This is a genomic window from Acidimicrobiia bacterium (assembly GCA_041394025.1).
Taxonomy (GTDB): Bacteria; Actinomycetota; Acidimicrobiia; order IMCC26256; family JAOSJL01; genus JAOSJL01.
The window spans coordinates 1-17,048 of the sequence record JAWKJA010000003.1 but is presented as its reverse complement, the minus strand read 5'-3'; the positions used below and the strand labels follow the sequence as shown (position 1 = coordinate 17,048).

Annotated in this window: 16 protein-coding genes and 1 pseudogene; 11 read left to right on the top strand and 6 right to left on the bottom strand. The window is 68.4% G+C overall.

Going from position 1 to position 17,048, the window contains the following annotated elements; genetic code table 11:
- The first annotated feature begins 124 nt into the window (after positions 1-124).
- Entirely contained in the window at positions 125-1,726 is a 1,602-nt protein-coding gene (locus tag R3A49_07540) for an AMP-binding protein (GenBank protein ID MEZ5170582.1), read from the top strand.
- 76 nt (positions 1,727-1,802) lie between these two features.
- On the opposite strand, the gene R3A49_07535 is transcribed toward R3A49_07540, so the two are convergent.
- Both R3A49_07535 and R3A49_07530 read right to left on the bottom strand, forming a co-directional pair.
- On the bottom strand, positions 1,803-3,422 hold the full coding sequence (locus tag R3A49_07535) for a FadD3 family acyl-CoA ligase (protein MEZ5170581.1): 1,620 nt from the start codon (positions 3,420-3,422) through the stop codon (positions 1,803-1,805).
- Positions 3,423-3,482: 60 nt separating this feature from the next.
- Complete coding sequence (locus R3A49_07530; GenBank protein MEZ5170580.1) at positions 3,483-4,922, bottom strand: aldehyde dehydrogenase; 1,440 nt, start codon at positions 4,920-4,922, stop codon at positions 3,483-3,485.
- A gap of 166 nt (positions 4,923-5,088) precedes the next feature.
- Between R3A49_07530 and R3A49_07525 the strand changes: the two genes are divergently transcribed.
- The 4 genes and pseudogenes from R3A49_07525 to R3A49_07510 all read left to right on the top strand — a co-directional run bounded on the left by R3A49_07525 (position 5,089) and on the right by R3A49_07510 (position 8,851).
- Complete coding sequence (locus R3A49_07525) at positions 5,089-5,739, top strand: 2OG-Fe(II) oxygenase (GenBank protein MEZ5170579.1); 651 nt, start codon at positions 5,089-5,091, stop codon at positions 5,737-5,739.
- A 59-nt stretch (positions 5,740-5,798) separates the two neighbouring features.
- Positions 5,799-6,263 (top strand): SRPBCC family protein, encoded by a 465-nt coding sequence (locus R3A49_07520; GenBank protein ID MEZ5170578.1) that lies wholly within the window; start codon positions 5,799-5,801, stop codon positions 6,261-6,263.
- A pseudogene (locus R3A49_07515) lies at positions 6,260-8,041 on the top strand (sulfatase-like hydrolase/transferase). Before R3A49_07520 ends, R3A49_07515 begins: the two are co-directional and overlap by 4 nt.
- Positions 8,042-8,212: 171 nt before the next feature.
- Positions 8,213-8,851, top strand: a complete 639-nt coding sequence (locus R3A49_07510; GenBank protein ID MEZ5170577.1) for a type 1 glutamine amidotransferase domain-containing protein — start codon at positions 8,213-8,215, stop codon at positions 8,849-8,851.
- A 63-nt stretch (positions 8,852-8,914) separates the two neighbouring features.
- Here the strand turns inward: R3A49_07510 and R3A49_07505 are convergent, their stop codons facing one another.
- From R3A49_07505 to R3A49_07495, 3 genes are all read right to left on the bottom strand, one after another.
- Complete coding sequence (locus R3A49_07505) at positions 8,915-9,322, bottom strand: HEPN domain-containing protein (protein ID MEZ5170576.1); 408 nt, start codon at positions 9,320-9,322, stop codon at positions 8,915-8,917.
- Positions 9,319-9,921: a nucleotidyltransferase domain-containing protein gene (locus R3A49_07500; GenBank protein MEZ5170575.1), complete on the bottom strand. Its 603-nt coding sequence runs from the start codon at positions 9,919-9,921 to the stop codon at positions 9,319-9,321. The genes R3A49_07505 and R3A49_07500 overlap by 4 nt, the downstream gene beginning before the upstream one ends.
- 108 nt (positions 9,922-10,029) lie before the next feature.
- Positions 10,030-10,611, bottom strand: coding sequence for an HhH-GPD-type base excision DNA repair protein (locus R3A49_07495; protein MEZ5170574.1), 582 nt, complete (start codon positions 10,609-10,611; stop codon positions 10,030-10,032).
- A 27-nt stretch (positions 10,612-10,638) separates the two neighbouring features.
- Here R3A49_07495 and R3A49_07490 point away from each other — a divergent pair, with 27 nt between their 5' ends.
- The 6 genes from R3A49_07490 to R3A49_07465 all read left to right on the top strand — a co-directional run bounded on the left by R3A49_07490 (position 10,639) and on the right by R3A49_07465 (position 15,795).
- Positions 10,639-11,493: a hypothetical protein gene (locus tag R3A49_07490; protein MEZ5170573.1), complete on the top strand. Its 855-nt coding sequence runs from the start codon at positions 10,639-10,641 to the stop codon at positions 11,491-11,493.
- Positions 11,490-12,095 carry an RDD family protein gene (locus R3A49_07485; GenBank protein MEZ5170572.1) on the top strand — a complete coding sequence of 202 codons (606 nt, stop codon included), beginning with the start codon at positions 11,490-11,492 and terminating at the stop codon, positions 12,093-12,095. The genes R3A49_07490 and R3A49_07485 overlap by 4 nt, the downstream gene beginning before the upstream one ends.
- Positions 12,096-12,355: 260 nt before the next feature.
- Complete coding sequence (locus R3A49_07480; GenBank protein ID MEZ5170571.1) at positions 12,356-13,600, top strand: glycosyltransferase 87 family protein; 1,245 nt, start codon at positions 12,356-12,358, stop codon at positions 13,598-13,600.
- A 2-nt stretch (positions 13,601-13,602) separates the two neighbouring features.
- Positions 13,603-14,457 carry a phosphatase PAP2 family protein gene (locus tag R3A49_07475; protein ID MEZ5170570.1) on the top strand — a complete coding sequence of 285 codons (855 nt, stop codon included), beginning with the start codon at positions 13,603-13,605 and terminating at the stop codon, positions 14,455-14,457.
- A gap of 31 nt (positions 14,458-14,488) precedes the next feature.
- Positions 14,489-14,926, top strand: a complete 438-nt coding sequence (locus tag R3A49_07470; GenBank protein ID MEZ5170569.1) for an S-adenosylmethionine decarboxylase — start codon at positions 14,489-14,491, stop codon at positions 14,924-14,926.
- Complete coding sequence (locus R3A49_07465; GenBank protein MEZ5170568.1) at positions 14,926-15,795, top strand: hypothetical protein; 870 nt, start codon at positions 14,926-14,928, stop codon at positions 15,793-15,795. The genes R3A49_07470 and R3A49_07465 overlap by 1 nt, the downstream gene beginning before the upstream one ends.
- A 7-nt stretch (positions 15,796-15,802) precedes the next feature.
- On the opposite strand, the gene R3A49_07460 is transcribed toward R3A49_07465, so the two are convergent.
- Positions 15,803-16,936 carry an IS630 family transposase gene (locus tag R3A49_07460; GenBank protein ID MEZ5170567.1) on the bottom strand — a complete coding sequence of 378 codons (1,134 nt, stop codon included), beginning with the start codon at positions 16,934-16,936 and terminating at the stop codon, positions 15,803-15,805.
- Between the last annotated feature and the right edge of the window lie 112 nt (positions 16,937-17,048).

Sequence of the window (17,048 nt, the reverse complement as noted above, 5' to 3'; positions counted from 1 at the left end):
TGCGCCGTCTGGCGGGATTCGCGTCCACGGCAGAGAATACGGCAGCACCGCCGGGTTGTCGAAGGCCCCGGGGCGCGTCGAGGGTTGCAGATCTCGAACTCGGAGAGGTCGACGGTTCACGGACATGGAGTTCCAGCTCGCAGACCTCTTCGAGGCGCTCACCGACGACGCTCCCGACGCCGAGGTGCTCGTGGCCGGACAGGTTCGGCACACGCGCCAGATACTCGACCGGCGGGCGAACCGGCTCGCGCATCACCTCGCCGGGGAGGGCGTGACCCGCGGCGACCGGGTCGCGGTGTACGCCTACAACCGCGCCGAGTGGGTGGAGTCGCTGCTGGCGTGCTGGAAGCTGGGCGCTTCGGCGGTGAACGTCAACTACCGCTACGTCGCCGACGAGCTCCGACACGTCCTCGTCGACGCGTCACCTGCGGTCCTGGTGTACGAGCGCGGCTTCGCGGCGAACCTCGCGGACGTCCTCGACGATGTCGAGGAGCTCGCCACGCTTCTCGTCCTCGAGGACGGATCCCCGCCCGATTCGCCGACCCCGGGTGTCGACTACGAGGAGGCGCTTGCGGAATCGTCGGAGGAGCGGGGTTTCGCGCCGAGGAGCGGCGACGACGAGTACGTCCTCTACACCGGTGGCACGACGGGCCTACCCAAGGGCGTCGTGTGGCGCCACGAGGACCTCTACACGAACCTGGCCCGGCGGCTCAGCGCCGGGCAGAGGGGAACGCCTGCGAGTGGTATCGAGCGTCCCGAGGACGTCGTGGTGATGTCGGAGAACCCGCTCGGCCTTCGGACGCTCGCCCTCGCACCGCTCATGCACGGCGGTGGGCAGTACCCGCTCGTCATCACGATGTTCAACGGCGGCGTGACGGTCGTTTCGACCGACCGGAGCTTCGACGCCGAGCGGGTGCTCACTCTCGTGGCCGACGAAGACGTGACGACGCTGACCATCATCGGCGACGCCATGGGCGCACCGCTGGCGGAGGCAGCGGCCTCGGGGGAGTGGGCGCCCGACAGTCTCGGCGTCATCACCACCGGTGGCGCCGTGCTGAGCGAGGATGTACGCGCCGCGCTGCGTGAGGCGTTTCCGGGTGCCGTCGTCACTGGCGGGATCGGAGCGTCGGAGATCGGCACGGCGGCCTACGAGGCCGGCGCCGAAGGGGTGGAGGGCCCCCACTTCCGGCTCGCAGCCGACACCGCCATTCTCGACGACGCCCTGGAGCCGGTTCCTCCCGGCGGTGTCGGACGGGTGGCACGTCGCGGGGCGATACCTCTGCGCTACCACGGCGACCCGGAGAAGTCGGCCGAGAACTTCCCGGTCGACCGGCACGGAACGCGGTGGGTGGTTCCCGGCGACATCGCCCGGGTGGAGGACGACGGCACGTTCGTGCTGCTCGGCCGCGGGTCGCAGTGCATCAACACGGGCGGCGAGAAGGTGTTCCCCGACGAGATCGAGAACGTCCTGGCCGGCCATCCCGACGTGGCCGACGTGATCGTCGTCGGTGCACCCGACCCGGTGTGGCAACAGCGTGTCGTCGCCCTCGTGGACCCGGTGGAGGGAGCGTCGCCGACACTCACGGAGCTCCAGGCCCACTGCCGGAAGCGGCTGGCGGGCTACAAGGTGCCGCGTGGGCTCGTGCTCGGGCCTCTGCGCCGCACCGAGGTCGGCAAGCCCGACTACCCGTGGGCCGAGGAGACCGCCCGTTCCGCCACCCCCTGACCCGCCGGGTTGGTGCGTTCCCGTTGCCATACGCAACACGACCGCACCATCTCGGGGGGGAGAGAGGGGAGGGGCGTCAGGTGAGGTCGGCGGCGGCCCGGTCGCGTAGCTCGTATTTCAGGACCTTGCCGGTGGCGTTCATCGGAAGGGCCTCGACCACACGAACGTGGCGGGGCACCTTGTAGTTGGCCATCTCGTCACGGCACCAGGAGCGGAGCTCGTCGGCGTCGAGCTCGGTGCCGGGCATCGGCACGACGAAGGCCATGCCGACCTCGCCCATCCGGTCGTCGGGCACGCCCACCACGGCGACCTGGGCGACGCCCGGGTGTGCCGAGATGAGCCCTTCGATCTCAGCCGGATAGGCGTTGAAGCCGCCGACGACGTACATGTCCTTCAACCGGTCGGTGATGCGGAGATACCCGCGTTCGTCCATCACGCCGATGTCACCGGTGTGCAGCCACCCGTCGGCGTCGATCGCCTCGGCGGTGGCCTCGGGATCGTCGAAGTAGCCGCGCATCACGTTGTAGCCCCGCACGACGACCTCACCCGGCTCGCCGCACGGCACCTCGTCGCCGTCGTCGCCCACCACGAGGACCTCCACCCCGGGGATGGCACGCCCCGACGTGGTGGCGATGGTCTCGGGATCGTCGTCGTGGCGGCACATCGTGGCGATGCCCGCAGCCTCGGTGAGCCCGTACCCCGTGATGACCGTGTCGAAGCCGAGCTCGTCGCGCATCCGCACGATGAGCTCGACGGGGATGGCGGCCGCGCCCGTGACGGCGAGCCGCAGCGACGACAGGTCCCGAGAGTCGAGATCGGGTGTCGCCAGGATCGTCTGGTACAGCGTGGGTGGGCCGGGGAGCATGCTGATGGCGTCGCGGGGGATGCGGTCGAGCACCTCGCCGGCGTCGAACACGGCGTGGGGGAGGATCGTGGCGCCCGCCATCAGCGAGGCGAGGATGCCCGCCTTGTAGCCGAAGGCGTGGAAGAACGGGTTCACGACGAGGTAGCGGTCGCCGGCTGTGAGACCGACGACGTCGCCCCACGACCGGAACGCCCGGAGGTTCTGGCCGTGGGTGGTCTCGACGCCCTTGGGCGAGCCCGTCGTGCCCGAGGTGAAGAGGAGGTCCGACACGTCGTCGGGCGCCACCGCGGCGGCGCGCTCCGAGGCCGTGGCGTCGTCGACTCCGGCGCCAGAGGCCAGGAAGTCCTGCCAGGAGGTCGTCCCGTCGGGGGCCGAGCCACGCAGGACGACCGTGTGCTCGAGGTCGGGGAGCTCGGTGTCGACGTCGACGGCGCCCCGCAGCAGATCGACATAGTCGGTGTCGAGGAAGTCGGTGACGGTGGCGAGCGCGCGTGCTCCACTGCTCCGGAGGACGTAGGCCGCCTCGCGGCCCTTGAACCGCGTGTTCACGGTCACGAGAACCCCACCGGCGGCGTGGACGCCGAGGCCTGCGACGACCCACTCCCAGATGTTGGGCGCCCACACCGCCACCCGGTCACCGGGCTCGATACCCCGGGCGATCCAGCCGCGGGCGACGGCATCGACCTGGCCGGCGAGCTCATTGAACGACACCGAGTACCCGGCGTCGACGTCGACGAGCGCCTCGGCGTTGCCATGCCGGTCGGCCGCTTCCCGCACGAGTCGCGGGATCGTGCCGAACTCGATGTCACCGCGCGGAGACGTGTCGCTCATCGTGGAGGTCCTGGGTCTGTCGGTCGACCGGGGCGGCAATGCGGACCGCCGCCCGTTCGGTCAGAGCGGGAGGCAGATCGACTTGGTCTCGAGGTAGGCCTTGAGGCCGTCCTCGCCGAGCTCGCGTCCGATTCCCGAGTCCTTGAACCCGCCGAAAGGACTGGCGAAGTCGAGGAGGAACCCGTTGACGGTCGAGGTGCCCGTGCGCACGCGACGGGCCACGTCGAGCGCCTCGTCGACGTCGGCTCCAAAGACCGATCCCGAGAGGCCGTAGTCGGAGTCGTTGGCGATCGCCACGGCGTCGTCGACGTCGTCGTAGGGAATCACCGACACGACCGGACCGAAGATCTCCTCCCTGGCGATCGTCATGGAGTTGTCGACATTCACGAACAGGGTGGGGTCGACGTAGACGCCCTGGTCGAGCCCGTCGGGGCGGCCGCCTCCGATGGCGACCTTGGCACCCTCGTCGCGACCCTTGGCGATGTAGCCCTCGACCCGTTCCCGCTGCCGTTCGGCGAGAAGCGGTCCGATCTGGGTTGCCTCGTCGAGCGGGTCGCCGACGTTCAGAGCACCGACGGCATCGACGAAGGCATCGACGACCTCGTCGTAGCGGTCGCGGCTCGCCAGGATGCGGGTCTGGGCCACGCAGGCCTGACCGTTGTTCATCATGGCGGCGTCGAGCAGCGGCTGCACCGTCTCCGACAGGTCGGCGCTGTCGAGGATGATCGCGGCCGACTTGCCGCCGAGCTCGAGCGTCACGCGCTTGAGCTGCTCGCCGGCCAGCGACGCCACCTTGCGCCCGGCTGTCGTGCTTCCCGTGAACGACACCTTGTCGACACCGTCGTGGGTGACGAGGTGCTGTCCGACCTCACGATCCGCCGGAACGAAGTTGACGACACCGGGCGGAAGGCCGGCCTCGTCGACGATCTCGGCGAGGATGTAGGCGTCGAGTGGTGTCTCGGGAGCGGGCTTGAGGACGATGCTCGAACCCGACGCGAGCGACGGCGCCATCTTGATGATCGTGAGGAACAGCGGGACGTTCCACGGGATGATCCCGGCCGCGACACCGACCGGCTCGCGGCGCACCACGGTCGGAGCGCCCAGAGCACCCACGTGGCGCGACTCGAAGTCGAACTCGCGGGTGAGCTCGGTGAAGTAGTTGAGCACCATCGTGGGTGCGAGGACCTGACCCATCGTCCCCCAGGTGATCGGACAGCCGTTCTCCCGGGCGATCAGCGTGGCGAACTCATCGGTGCGGGCGATGATGCCCTCGGAGATCTTCGCCATCACGTCCGCGCGGTCGTGCGGGGAGGTGTTGGCCCACTCCCCACTGTCGAAGGACGCACGTGCGGCCTCGACGGCGCGGTCCATGTCGGCGGGGACAGCCTCGGGGACCGTCCCGACGTGGGTTCCGTCGTGGGGCGAGAAGACCTCGACCTTCCCCTGGCCGACGGGGTCGACCCACTCGCCGCCGATGTAGAACTTGTCGTAGGTCTTCACGTGTTCGATGCCCCCTCGTCGCTGTGTCGCACCGCACACTACCGGCCGACCGGCCGGAGCCTCCAGACGCACGGCCGACGAACCGGACCGCACGGTCCGGCTCGGCGCCGCTCCGACGTGTGAAGCTCACGGGTGACGGGAACACGCGAGTGACGAAGGGAGTGGCATGGCAGGGGGAGGAGGGCGGTTCCGTCCCGAGCGTCGGCCGCTGTTCATTCCCGTCGACGGACCCGACTACGCCTCGAACATCGTGTTCGAGGGCGCCTTCACCGCCCGGCAGTGTGACCGGATCATCGAGGCAGGCCTCGCTCTCGGTGCCGACGACGCACTGGTCGGAACAGTCGACGACAACACGACCGAAGACGCCGCCACGCGGATCGCCGGGGCAGCATGGATCGAGCCCGACGACGACACCATGTGGATCTTCGACAAGCTCGCGACTCTCTCACAGCGCGCCAACCGGACTTGGGGCTTCGACCTCACGGGCTTCACCGAGGACGCCCAGTTCACGCGCTACGACCGCCCCGGTGCCTTCTACGACTGGCACCAGGACGGCCTCGACGGCGACGTCGCGGTGCGAAAGCTCTCTCTGGTGCTCCAGCTGTCTGACCCTGCCGACTACGACGGCTCCGACCTCGAGTTCTTCGCCGTCAACGAGGAGCACGACGCCGACGACATCGCCGAGTGGCGCGCCACGGCACGCACTCGCGGCACTGTCGTGGCATTCCCTGCCTTCGAGTTCCACCGGGTGACCCCACTGGAGCGTGGCGAGCGGTTCTCGCTGGTGTGTTGGATCGGCGGTCCCGCGTTCCGCTAGTCACCACGGCCCGTACACTCGGGAGCCTCCCGGGGAGGCATCGTGGGTCTGGACAACGCGTGATCGAGATCGTTCGCAACACCGACGTGGTCGCGAGCCCCGTCGACGTGTGGGCGGTCCTGTCCGACTTCGGGGGAATCAGCGCATGGGCCGACGTGGTCGACCACTCGTGTCTCATGAGCGGGCAGACCGAAGGCGTCGGCGCCGTCCGGCGGATCCAGTCGGGCAGGGTCACCATCGTCGAACGCGTGCACCTGTGGGAACCACCCTCGGCGCTCGGGTACGGGATCGAGGGACTTCCCCCGCTGGTGAAGTCGGCGTCCAACACCTGGCGCGTGGATTCGACGGACCCCGGCTCGACCGTCTCGCTCGCCACCGACGTGGACTGTGGACCGCGACCTCCGCAACGCGTGATCGCGCAGGCCGCGGCGCGTCGCCTGGCCGGGACCTGCGAGCGCCTCCTCGCCGACCTCGACCGGCTCCTCCAGCAGCGTGGCGCCGCAACGACCGGAACAACGACGTGACAGACCGTCCCGACATCGTCATCGTCATGACCGACGAGGAGCGCGCTGCGCCGCCCTACGAGCCCGACGAGCTGGGCGACTGGCGTAGGAACACCCTGACGGGGCGGCAGTGGTTCATCGACAACGGCGTCAGTTTCGGGCGCCACTACACCGGTTCACTGGCGTGCGTGCCGAGCCGACCGACGATCTTCACGGGTCAGTATCCCGACGTGCACGGCGTCACCCAGACCGACGGCCTCGGGAAGTCGGCCGACGACTCGCGTATGCGGTGGCTGCGCCCCGGGGAGGTTCCGACGCTCGGCAACTGGTTCCGTGCCGCCGGCTACGACACCCACTACGACGGGAAGTGGCACATCTCGCACGCCGATCTCACGGACCCCCGGACCGGGAAGCCGCTCGCCACGAACGACAACGACGGGGTTGTGGACCAACGGGCGGTCGAGGTGTACCGGGCAGAGGATCCGCTCGCCACCTTCGGATTCTCGGGCTGGGTGGGGCCCGAACCGCACGGCGCGCTGCTCGCCGACTCCGGCACCCGCCGCGACCCGCTCATCGCGGACCGGATCGTTGCCTGGCTCGAGGATCGGTACGCACGCCGCCGTGCCGGCGACGCCGCGGCACAACGCCCGTTCCTGCTCGTCGCCAGCTTCGTCAACCCCCACGACATCGTGCTGTTCCCCCAGTGGGCCCGGGGGAGGGGCCCGTTGGACCCGTCGCCCGTCGACCCACCCTCGGTGCCGCCGTCGCCGACCTCCGACGAGGATCTGGCCGCCAAGCCGTCGGCGCAGATCGCCTTCCGGGCCTCCTATCTCACGGGCTACGGCCCCGCAGCGCTGATCGGGCGCGCCTACACGCGCAACGCCCAGGAGTACCGCGACCTCTACTACCGGCTGCACGCCGAGGTCGACGCGCCGATCGACCGGGTGCGCCGGACGGTCGCCGACGGCGGCTCCGACAGCGCGGTGCTCGTGCGCACGTCCGACCACGGTGAGATGCTCGGATCGCACGGGGGACTGCACCAGAAGTGGTTCAACCTCTACGACGAGGCGACACGCGTTCCGTTCGAGATCGTCCGGGTTGGTGACGGTGCCACGGACGCGCGACAGGTCGACGCCCCCACGTCGCATGTCGACATCGTCCCGACGCTCCTGGCGGCGGCCTCCATCGACGAGCAGGGGACCGCCGAGAAGCTGCGGAACGGCTTCTCGGAGGTGCATCCCCTCCCGGGGCGAAACCTGATGCCGGTCGTCGACGACGCCACGCCGGCCGACGCCTCCCGGTCCGTGTACCTCATGACCCGCGACAACGTGCTGGAGGGGGATTCCACTGCGAGCGCTCTGGCCCGCCGGATGAAGCGTGCCGAGAACCCGCCCCGTCCCCTGCGCATCCAGGTGCCGGCACACGTGCCCGCCAACTTCGAAGGCCTCGTCGGCCGCGTCGACGACGGCGACGCCGAGGGTGGCCACGGCCACCTCTGGAAGATCGTGCGCACCTTCGACGACCCGGCGACGTGGACCGAGCCCGGTGTTCGTCACCTCGCCGCCGACGGGATCAGCGGGCCGATGTACCGCACCGAGACGCTGCCCGACCAGTGGGAGCTCTACGACCTCGACGCCGATCCGAACGAGGCGACCAACCGGTGGAACGATCCCGACGCCGCGGCCGTGTTCACAGTCCTGCGGAATCGCCTCGCCGAGGAGGCGACGCGCTGTGTCCCGCAACGCAACGAGCCCTGGCCGTACTCCGAGCGCCGACCCACGGGGGGTCCGCCACGGAAGAAGCCACCGGCACCGGCGCGGGCGTTACGCGCGGTGCTCCGGCGTGTGGGGCTGCATCCCGACGACCCCGACCCCACCGACATCGACCTGAGCGGCCGCAAGGCGCTCGTGGTTGCCACCAACCGGGCTGTGCTCGATGTCGGAAAGCCGACCGGTGTGTTCGCCAGCGAGATGACCGTTCCGTACTACGCGTTCCTCGACGCCGGTATGGACGTCGACGTGGCGAGCCCTGCGGGGGGAGTGATCCCCGTCGATCCGCTGTCGGTGCGTGGAGTGCTGCGCACCGATGCGGACGACCGCTTCCTCGCCGACGACGAGCTTCGCCAGAAGGTCGCCGAGTCGCTTTCGATCGGTGACCTCGACATGGCCGACTACGACATCGTCTACCTGGCCGGTGGCTGGGGCGCCGCCTTCGACTTCGGCGTCTCCGAGGAACTCGCCGCCAAGATGACAGAGGCCAACGCACTCGGGAAGGTCATCGGCGGTGTGTGCCACGGTCCGCTCGGACTGCACAACGCAACGGATACCAACGGCGAGCCTCTTGTGAAGGGCCGCCGGGTCACTGCGGTGACCGACAAGCAGGTGCGGGAGCTGGGGATCTCCGGGACGCCGCAGCACCCCGAGACCGAGCTGCGACGCATGGGCGCCAACTTCGAGGCCGAGACGAGGTTCCGCGACGTGCTCGCCAACCACTGGGTGGCCGACGGCAACCTCGTCACCGGCCAGAACCAGAACGCCGCCCCCATGGTCGCCCGGGAGATGATGCTCACGGTGCTCTCCGGTCGTGCTGACCGGGACCATTCCGCGTGATCAGCGCCGTCCGTCGGTGGCGCGACAGTTCGGAGAAGTCCTCATCTATACGTATTCGGAGCGTCACTCCGCCGCGGAGGTCGCGTCGACTCTCCGCGCGGTGGCGACAGCTCGGCCGGCAATCTTCACGAGGTCTGCGGCCCTGGCCGGGGTGACCGAGCCGGGGTCGTACTGCGCCTTGTTCTTGTGCGGAATTGCCCGCTGGAGAGCGCGCTCGAGCTGCCGGCCTTCCTTTCCCGCCTTCGCGACGTGGCGTCCCGCGAGTTCATGAGCTCCGATCCACCTCTCGCCGAAGCGAAGGCCGGCGACCGCGTCCGCACTGTTGATGATCGCCACGGCAGCGTTTCCAGCGGCGGCATTGAACCGTTCAGCGTCGAGGTCGGCGCGGGCGGCGTCGAGGAACTCCTCTGCTTGTGCGAGGTGGCGACGGGCGTCGGCCGTGGAGAGGCGCCGCGTGCTGCGCCGGGTCACAGGCTCTCTCCGATGGGGCTGCCGAAGAGGCAGAGTTGGGTTTCCCGAACACCCGCCCAGAAGTCGGTGTCGAGCGCCCCGTCGTCGATGTCTTCCAGGGTGAGTTCTGCGATGGAGATGACGTTGCCGAGCGCGGCGGACCCATCGTCGACGAAAGCGGCCACTGACGCCGCCCATTCGTCCGTTGCCAGCTCCGCCTCTGAATGAACGATCGCAATGTCGATGTCGCTGTCGGGTCCGGCAGAGCCCGATGCGAACGACCCGAAGGCAACGACGGAGCGCGGAGCCGGCCGGAGTTCCGTCGCAAGTTCCGCGAGGCGGAAGAAGGCAGCCTCGTCGAGACGGGAGAGACGCATGAGAAGTCCCGTCGCGAGGCTCCGTCGCTCGAGTGAAATCAGCGTGGTGGGAGGGACCCGCCGTGTGGTGACGATTCCGAGCGCTGCGAGGTCGTCGACGACGCGGGGGATCTGGTTGACGCTCACGTGCGAGAGTCGGCCGAGTACCGAGAGCGAGAGCTCCTCGTCGGTTCCCGTCAAGACAGCGAGGACCCGCCCGCGAGCCCCCGGTATCACAGCCTGGAGCGGGGCCCGGTAGTCCATGGATAGTCACACTATCTTGTGAGTAACTCACAGTCAAGTGTGAGTAGGTAGGAGTGTGAGGGTGGCGGCGAAGCCAGCCCGTCCCTGCGGTTCAGCTCTCGGACAGATCTACTCGGACTTCTTCTTGCCCTTGGCCTTCTGGGCCTTCTTCCAGGCGCGGACCTTCTCGAGTGACTCGGCGGAGTCGACGTCGGCGACCGAGCGTGGTGTGGAGCCCGAGAACGGCTCGGCGGCGTGCTCCCAACCCTCGAGGGCCACACCGAGGCGCTTACCGAGAATGGCGAGGAGGATCTTCGACTTCTCGGGGCCGTAGCCCGGCAGCGCACGGAGCCGGTTCAGCGCGTCGGCCCCGTCGGTTGCTTCGGTCCACACGGCTGCTGCATCGCCGTCGTACTCGTCGACGATCGTCGCACACAGCGCGTGCGCACGCTTGGCCATGGAGGCGGGATAGCGGTGAAGCGCCGGCTTCTCCCGGAAGACCCGTTCCAGCTCTTCGGGGTCCATGGCGGCGATGTCGGCCGCGTCGAGCGGGCGCCCGAGGCGTTCCTGCAAGGTGTGGGGCCCGCGGAACGCCCATTCCATGGGCACCTGCTGGTCGAGCAGCATGCCCAGAAGCAACGCCAGGGGTTCGTCCTGGAGCAGGCGGTCGGCGTCGGCTTCACCGGTGATGGGGATAGCAACAGGAGTCATGGCGCAAGCGTAGGCTCAGCCCCGACCATGGACCCATCGCGAGCATCCGAGCCGATCCCGGCCGACCCCCCGGCTGCGCAGGGTCAGGCCACTCCTCGTCCCGCCTCGACCGGGACGACACCGAACGACGCCACCGTCGTTGATGCCGAGCCGACGACCCATGACCTCCCACCGACTCGTGACCTCCCGGTCACGCAGGCGGTGCGGGAAACGACGCGGTTCATGGTCGGCGCGGGGCTGCTCGCCGGCCGGGGTGCGGCACAGCTCGTCCGGCGCTTCGGTACGGCCGACCCGGGTGGCGCACGTTCCGACCGCGCGGCGAGTGACCCGCTGGCGACGCCGGTCGCCCTGGCGGGTGTGGCCCGGACGTTGGCGATCGGCGCCACCTTCGAGGTGGAACGGGTTCTTCTCGACACGGCCGACGCCGTGGCGCGCCGCACGGCGCCCGTTGCGGGTGTCGTCATGCGCTCACCGCTGGTCTCGCCGCTGAGCCGGGCTCTCGCCGACCGACTCGCCGGGTGGTATGCCCGGGGGGCGATGGAGGAACAGAGGAGTCGCGAGTATGCCGGGTCGGCGCTCCTCGGTGTGACGAAGGTGGGGACCGACTTCATCGTCGAGTACCTCGACGTCGACGCGATTCTTCAGTCATTGAAGCTGGACGATCTCATCCTGGATTCCACGGGCGGGATAGCAGGTGAGATGCTCGACACCGTTCGCTCACAGGCCGTCACGGTCGACTCGTTCGTCGACCGGTTGACAGCGACGCTCACACGGCGCACGGTCCGCGAAGGGCCACGCTCCAAGGCCGAGATCAAGGCAGCGAGGAAGGCCAGGCGCGCAGCGAGACGATCCCGGCACTCCGACCGGGCGGCCGGACCGTGACAGAGGTCGCCCATCGCTCCGGTCGTTCGATCGACACGGCGACTCCGAACGCGGCAGCCGGCAACGCACCCACGGACACGTCCGCCGGGTTGGAGACTTTCCGCGGTCGTTACGCCGGTGTCGCCTCCCGTGGGGCTGCCGTGTGCGTGGACGCGGTCACGATCATCGTGATGTTCTACGCAGGAGTCGGATTGGCAATCCTCACGCTCGCGCTCGTCAAGCTCGAGAAGCCCCAGGTCCTGTCTCTGCCCGACCTCGGATGGGCGCTCGGCTTCGGGTTCTGGCTGTTCCTCTACGCGTGGGGGAGCTGGTCGCTGACGGGCAAGACGGTGGGCAAGGCCCTTCTGGGTCTTCGCATCGTCACCAAGCGGGGAGAGCCGATCGGCGCCGTGCGAGCGCTCCGGCGGTGCTTCGGCTGGCTCGTGTCACTGATGTTCTTCGGGCTGGGATTCCTCTGGATCCTCATCTCCCGCGACCGGCGCGGGTGGCACGACTACATCGCCGGCACCTGTGTGATCTACGACTGGGACGCCCGGACCGGAAACCTCCTGAAAGAACGTCGTCAGAAGGCCGAAGCCGCGCTTCCAGCGCCGCACCACTGAGTCCGTCGCGCCACCTCGTCAGTTCTCGTGGGTACCGAGCTCGTCAGTCGACGGTCTGGTGCCGGGGCCGCGGACCACGACGGTGATGTCGTTGACCGACGGTTGTGGGGATGTCGGGAACCCACGTCGTGGGCAGGGGCCGTGGTCCGGTTGAGCCAGGCGCTGGTCAACCACTTCGATCGGTGGCGGTCGGGTGAGTTCTCCGCTGTTCAACCGCGGTGCCCGTGCGGAGTGGGTGACTCCCTCGGTAGTGTCAGCGCATGAGGCGGTGGGTGGAGCCTGCGATCTACGCCGCTTCGGCGGTGTTCGCCGCGGCCGCGGTCGAGTTCGGCCTGACACCGCATCGCGCCTGGGGTCGGGTTGCGGCCATTCCCTACGCGGTGGCGGCACTCGTGCTCGTCGTCGTGTGCCTGAGGGCGCCGCAGCTCATGACCCGTGGCGTCCGCGCTGCGGTGGCGGTCACTCTCCTGGCTGCCGTGACCCTCGCCCCCATGGCCATCCAGATCGGGAGACGGGGGGCAGATGCGCTCGGTTACCACGCCCAGTCCGAGGTCCTCGTCGTGGAGCAGGCGAGTAGCGCCCTCGCCCGGGGTGACAACCCCTACGACGCCGTCTTCGACGACGAGATCCTCGCCCGTCGCCGTGCCGGCACACAGACACACTTTCCCTACCTGCCCGGCATGCTCGCGCTCGGAGCGGTGCCCGACTCGTGGGGGCCGCTGGCCGACGCGCGCGTGGCGTTCGCCGTTGTGACGTTGCTCGTTTTCGGAATCGCCGCGGTGATGGCTCGGCGTCGGGAGCGTTTCGTGCGCGCTCTCCAGGTCCTCGTGGTTCTCCCGACGGGCGCGCTCATCCTGGCGACCGGCGGCGACGACCTGCCGGTGCTCGCCCTGATGCTGCTGTCACTCGTGCTCGTCGACCGGCGCCACCCGGTTGCCGGAGGTGTCGCCATCGGCCTCGCGGCGGCCACGAAGCAGCTCGCGTGGCCGCTGCTCCCGTTCCTCGTGTTCGCCGCCGTCGACCTCGATGGAGAGCCGGCGCGGGGTCGAACGGCGACGGCGGCCGGGCTCACGATGCTGCCGGTGCTAGTCCCGTTCGTCGTGTGGAACCCCTCGGCCTTCATCGAGGACGTCGTGCGGTTCCCTCTCGGGATGGGAGCCGACGCCAGTGCCGCGGCGTCGCCCACGCTCGGCCGCCTCGTGAGTGGAGCGGTCCCGGGAGCGGAGACCGTCCTGTCGATCCTGCTGCCGGTCGGCCTACTCGTCGGGGCGGCGGTGGTGCTGATCCGCCGCCCGCCGCGTGATCCGGCCGCGGCTGCGTTGGCGGCCGGAGTGTTCATCGGCGCGGCGGTGCTGTTCGCTCCCGCAGCGCGCATCGGTATCGCGGTCTACGCGGTCAACCTCGCCGTGTGGTGGTGGGTGCTGCGTCCCGACGCGGATGCTGCGGAGACGAAGGTGTCCGAGAACGCGCCCTCGACGCTGACCGTCACGCCGGGCGCGGCGTGACGGTGAACGTCGACGGCCCGCCTCCTCTTCGCGGACGGTGGTTCGGCGGCTGGTATCTCCCGCCGTGGTGGCGTTGGATCGCCGAGATCGGCCTGGTGGTCGGCGTCTACTCGGCCTACACACTCGCCCGGAACTCCGTCGGCTCCGCGATCGTGTCGACGGAGCACGCTGTCGACAACGCGCTGCACCTCATCAGCCTCGAGCGTGCCCTCGGCATCTTCACCGAAGCAGGCATCCAGGACTGGGCGTTTTCCCACGAGTGGCTCATCCGCGCCGCCAACTTCTACTACCGCGGCCCGCACTTCTGGGTCACGATCGGCGTTCTCGTCTTCGTGCTGCTGCGCGCCCCGCGGCGCTACCCGCTCGCCCGCAACGTGCTCCTGTGCACGACGGTGCTGGCGCTCGTCGGCTTCGTCCTGTTCCCCCTTGCGCCACCGAGGCTGCTCCCCGAGTCGTTCGGGTTCGTCGACACGGCGAGGGTCGGTCGTGAGTTCTGGAACGTCGATTCGGCGCATGCGGCGTGGAGCACCTGGTCGAACCAGTTCGCCGCCATGCCCAGCCTCCACATCGCCTGGTCGATCTGGTGCCTGTGGGCCGTGTGGCCGGTCGTCGGTCGGATGGGTCGGGCGCTCGTGGGAGCGCACCTGGCGTGGAACCTCATGGTCGTCGTGCTGACGGCGAACCACTACTGGCTCGACGCCGTCGGCGGCGGCCTCGTGCTCCTCGGCGGTCTCGCCCTCGGATCCGTGCTCACCCTGCGTGCTTCCAATCTGTACGCACGGTTGCTGTGCCATCTTGATAGGGACGAAATGTCCGGTATACCCTCTACCGTAGAGGCTGACCATTCCCTAATCTGATGTGATCCCTGTGAACTGAGTGGGTGGAGTTGTGAGTGTCGTGAGTTCCCGAGAGCACCCGAGTGCAGCGACCGCAGCCGCCGGAGAGGACGAGGCGGCGTTGGAGATCATCCTCGACGCTGCCCACGATCCCGACCTGGCGCCCGACATCTTCCGCCAGCGGCTCGTGATCGAGGGCACCTGCCGGCGCCCGATCGCGGGAACGGATATCGCCGACTACCTCGAGCGGTTGTCCGACGTGTGTGGCATGCACCCCCTGATCGAGCCGGTCACGCACCGGTCCGAGAAGTACGGATGGGCGGGTTGGATCCACTGGGAGACCTCCGGCGCCCACGTGTACGCGTGGGATCGACCGACGCTCTTCTTCTCGGTGGACATCTACACGTGCAAGGCGTTCGACGCGCCCGACGCCGTCCGGTTCACCGAAGAGTTCTTCGATGCACCCGAGATCGTGGCGCGCGCCTTCTGATGCCCGAGAAGCACGGAGAGAGGGAACAGGGCGAGCCACTCCCGACGCTCGACGTCGAGATCGACCTCGAACTCGAGGCGATCCGCGACCGGGGAATGCGGCTCCTCTCGGAGGTCGGCTATCCCACCGAGCCGTTCGGTGTGTATCTCTTCCACGCGTCGTCACCCGACGCTGAGCTCGCCCGCTACGTCGAACAGGTCGTGTTCGAGGAGACCTTCGGGAACTCGCGGGAGATGCTCGACGACGAGTACGCCCCCTACGACGACGCCACGATCTTCGTGTGTGTGATGGACCAACGACGTCACCTTCCGGTGGGGGCGATGCGCCTCATCACGCCGTCCCCCGCAGGCTTCAAGACCCTGCACGACCTCGAGCGCATCTGGGGGATTCACCCCGACGACGTGGACCGCGAGCACCGGATCGGGCTCGACACGTCGAGCATGATGGATGTCACGACGCTCTCCGTCATGTCCGAATACCGTGGCTCAGCCACGAACGGGCTCATCACCCTCTCCATCCTGTCGGGCATGTGCGGCCTGTTCCGCCGGTGGTCCACGACCTGGGCCGTGTGCGTCATGGATCTTGTCGTGTACGACCTGATTCAGAAGCTCACGGGTGAGCCGTACAGCCCGTTCCCCGGTGCGGTCCCGAAGCGGTATCTCGACTCACCCGCGAGTCTGCCCCTCCACTGCAATCTCGCCGAGCACTGGAAGAAGCTGGAGGCGACAGACCGGTTCATGACGGAGATCAGCCACGGTCGGGGCCTCGGCGAGGCCGTTCGTCCACCCGACTACAGCGAGGAAGTCCTGCCGGCGTCGTCTCTCGCGGCGCGGAAGGGCGCCACCGACCTGGCGTCGCGCACGGGCTAGTGCCGCGTCAGGCAACGTTTGCGCGGTTGATGAGTTCGGTTAGTGCTTGGTCGTGGGCGTTGCGGTTCCGCCATGCGATGTAGCGGCGGATCATCCGTGCTTGTTCGTCGTGGCTGGTGTGGTCGGTGCCGTCCAGAGCGAAGTATCGCAGGGCGGTGAACTGGGCTTCGATCCTGTTGAGCCATGAGCCGTAGAACGGCGTGTAGGCGAACTCGACGTTGTTCGCCTCGGCCCACTCGCCCACCCGAGCGTCTTTGTTGGTCGAGCGGTGCGGACTGAAGTTGTCCAACACGATCGCGATTCTCACCTCGGGCGGATGGAGCGAGCGCATATAGCGACAGAACGCCAAGAACGCGCTGCGGTCCTTCTTCTTGACGACGTGTCCGTAGAGTCGATCGCTCGACAGGTCATAGCCGGCCATCATGTGACGGACCCCGTGCGGTCGGGTGAAAGTGGCACGCATGCGACGCCGCCGAGGCGAGTTCACCTCACCGCGACCAGAAGCGACCGGTGCCCACTGCTTGCCAGAGTGCGGCTGCAGATTGAGGGGCCCGAACTCATCGATGCAGATCACCACGCTCGGATCATCAGGGCCAGGTGGTGCTGTGCCATCGGCGATGTCGTAAAGCTCGAGAATCCGGTTCTTCTTCGCTTCGAAGTCCGGGTCATTGCTCACCTTGAACGTCTTGATCACTTGAAACGAGACGCCTTCCTCGCGGAGCAGGACCCGCAGGCCCTCGTGGCTGATGTCGTCGACCACCCCCTCAGCCACCAAGAACTCGGCCAGTTTCGACAACGACCACGTCGAGAACGGCAAATCATGATCCGTCGGACGGGCCAACGCGATCTTTTTGATCTCCCGACGCTGACCCAACGTGAACGTCGGAGGTCGCCCACCCGCATACTTCGGAACGAGCGAGTCGAACCCGTCGTCATTGAAGTTGTGGATCACCGCCCGCACCCGATCCTCAGACGTGAACGCGATCTTCGCGATCGCCGGCACATCCATATGCTGCGCCGACCACAACACGATCTGGGCTCTGCGCCACCTCACCACCGAACCCGAACCACGCCGAATAATCGAGAGCAACTTGCGGCCCTCATCGTTGGACAGTTCCCGCACCCGCACACGTTCAGCCATCCACCAAGTCTGCGCGACCCGCCAGCTCAGGTGGTGGACGCGACCCCCGAAACGTTGCCGGTCACGGCACTAGATGTCTCGGGGGATGACGTTGGTGACGCGGGGTGATCGA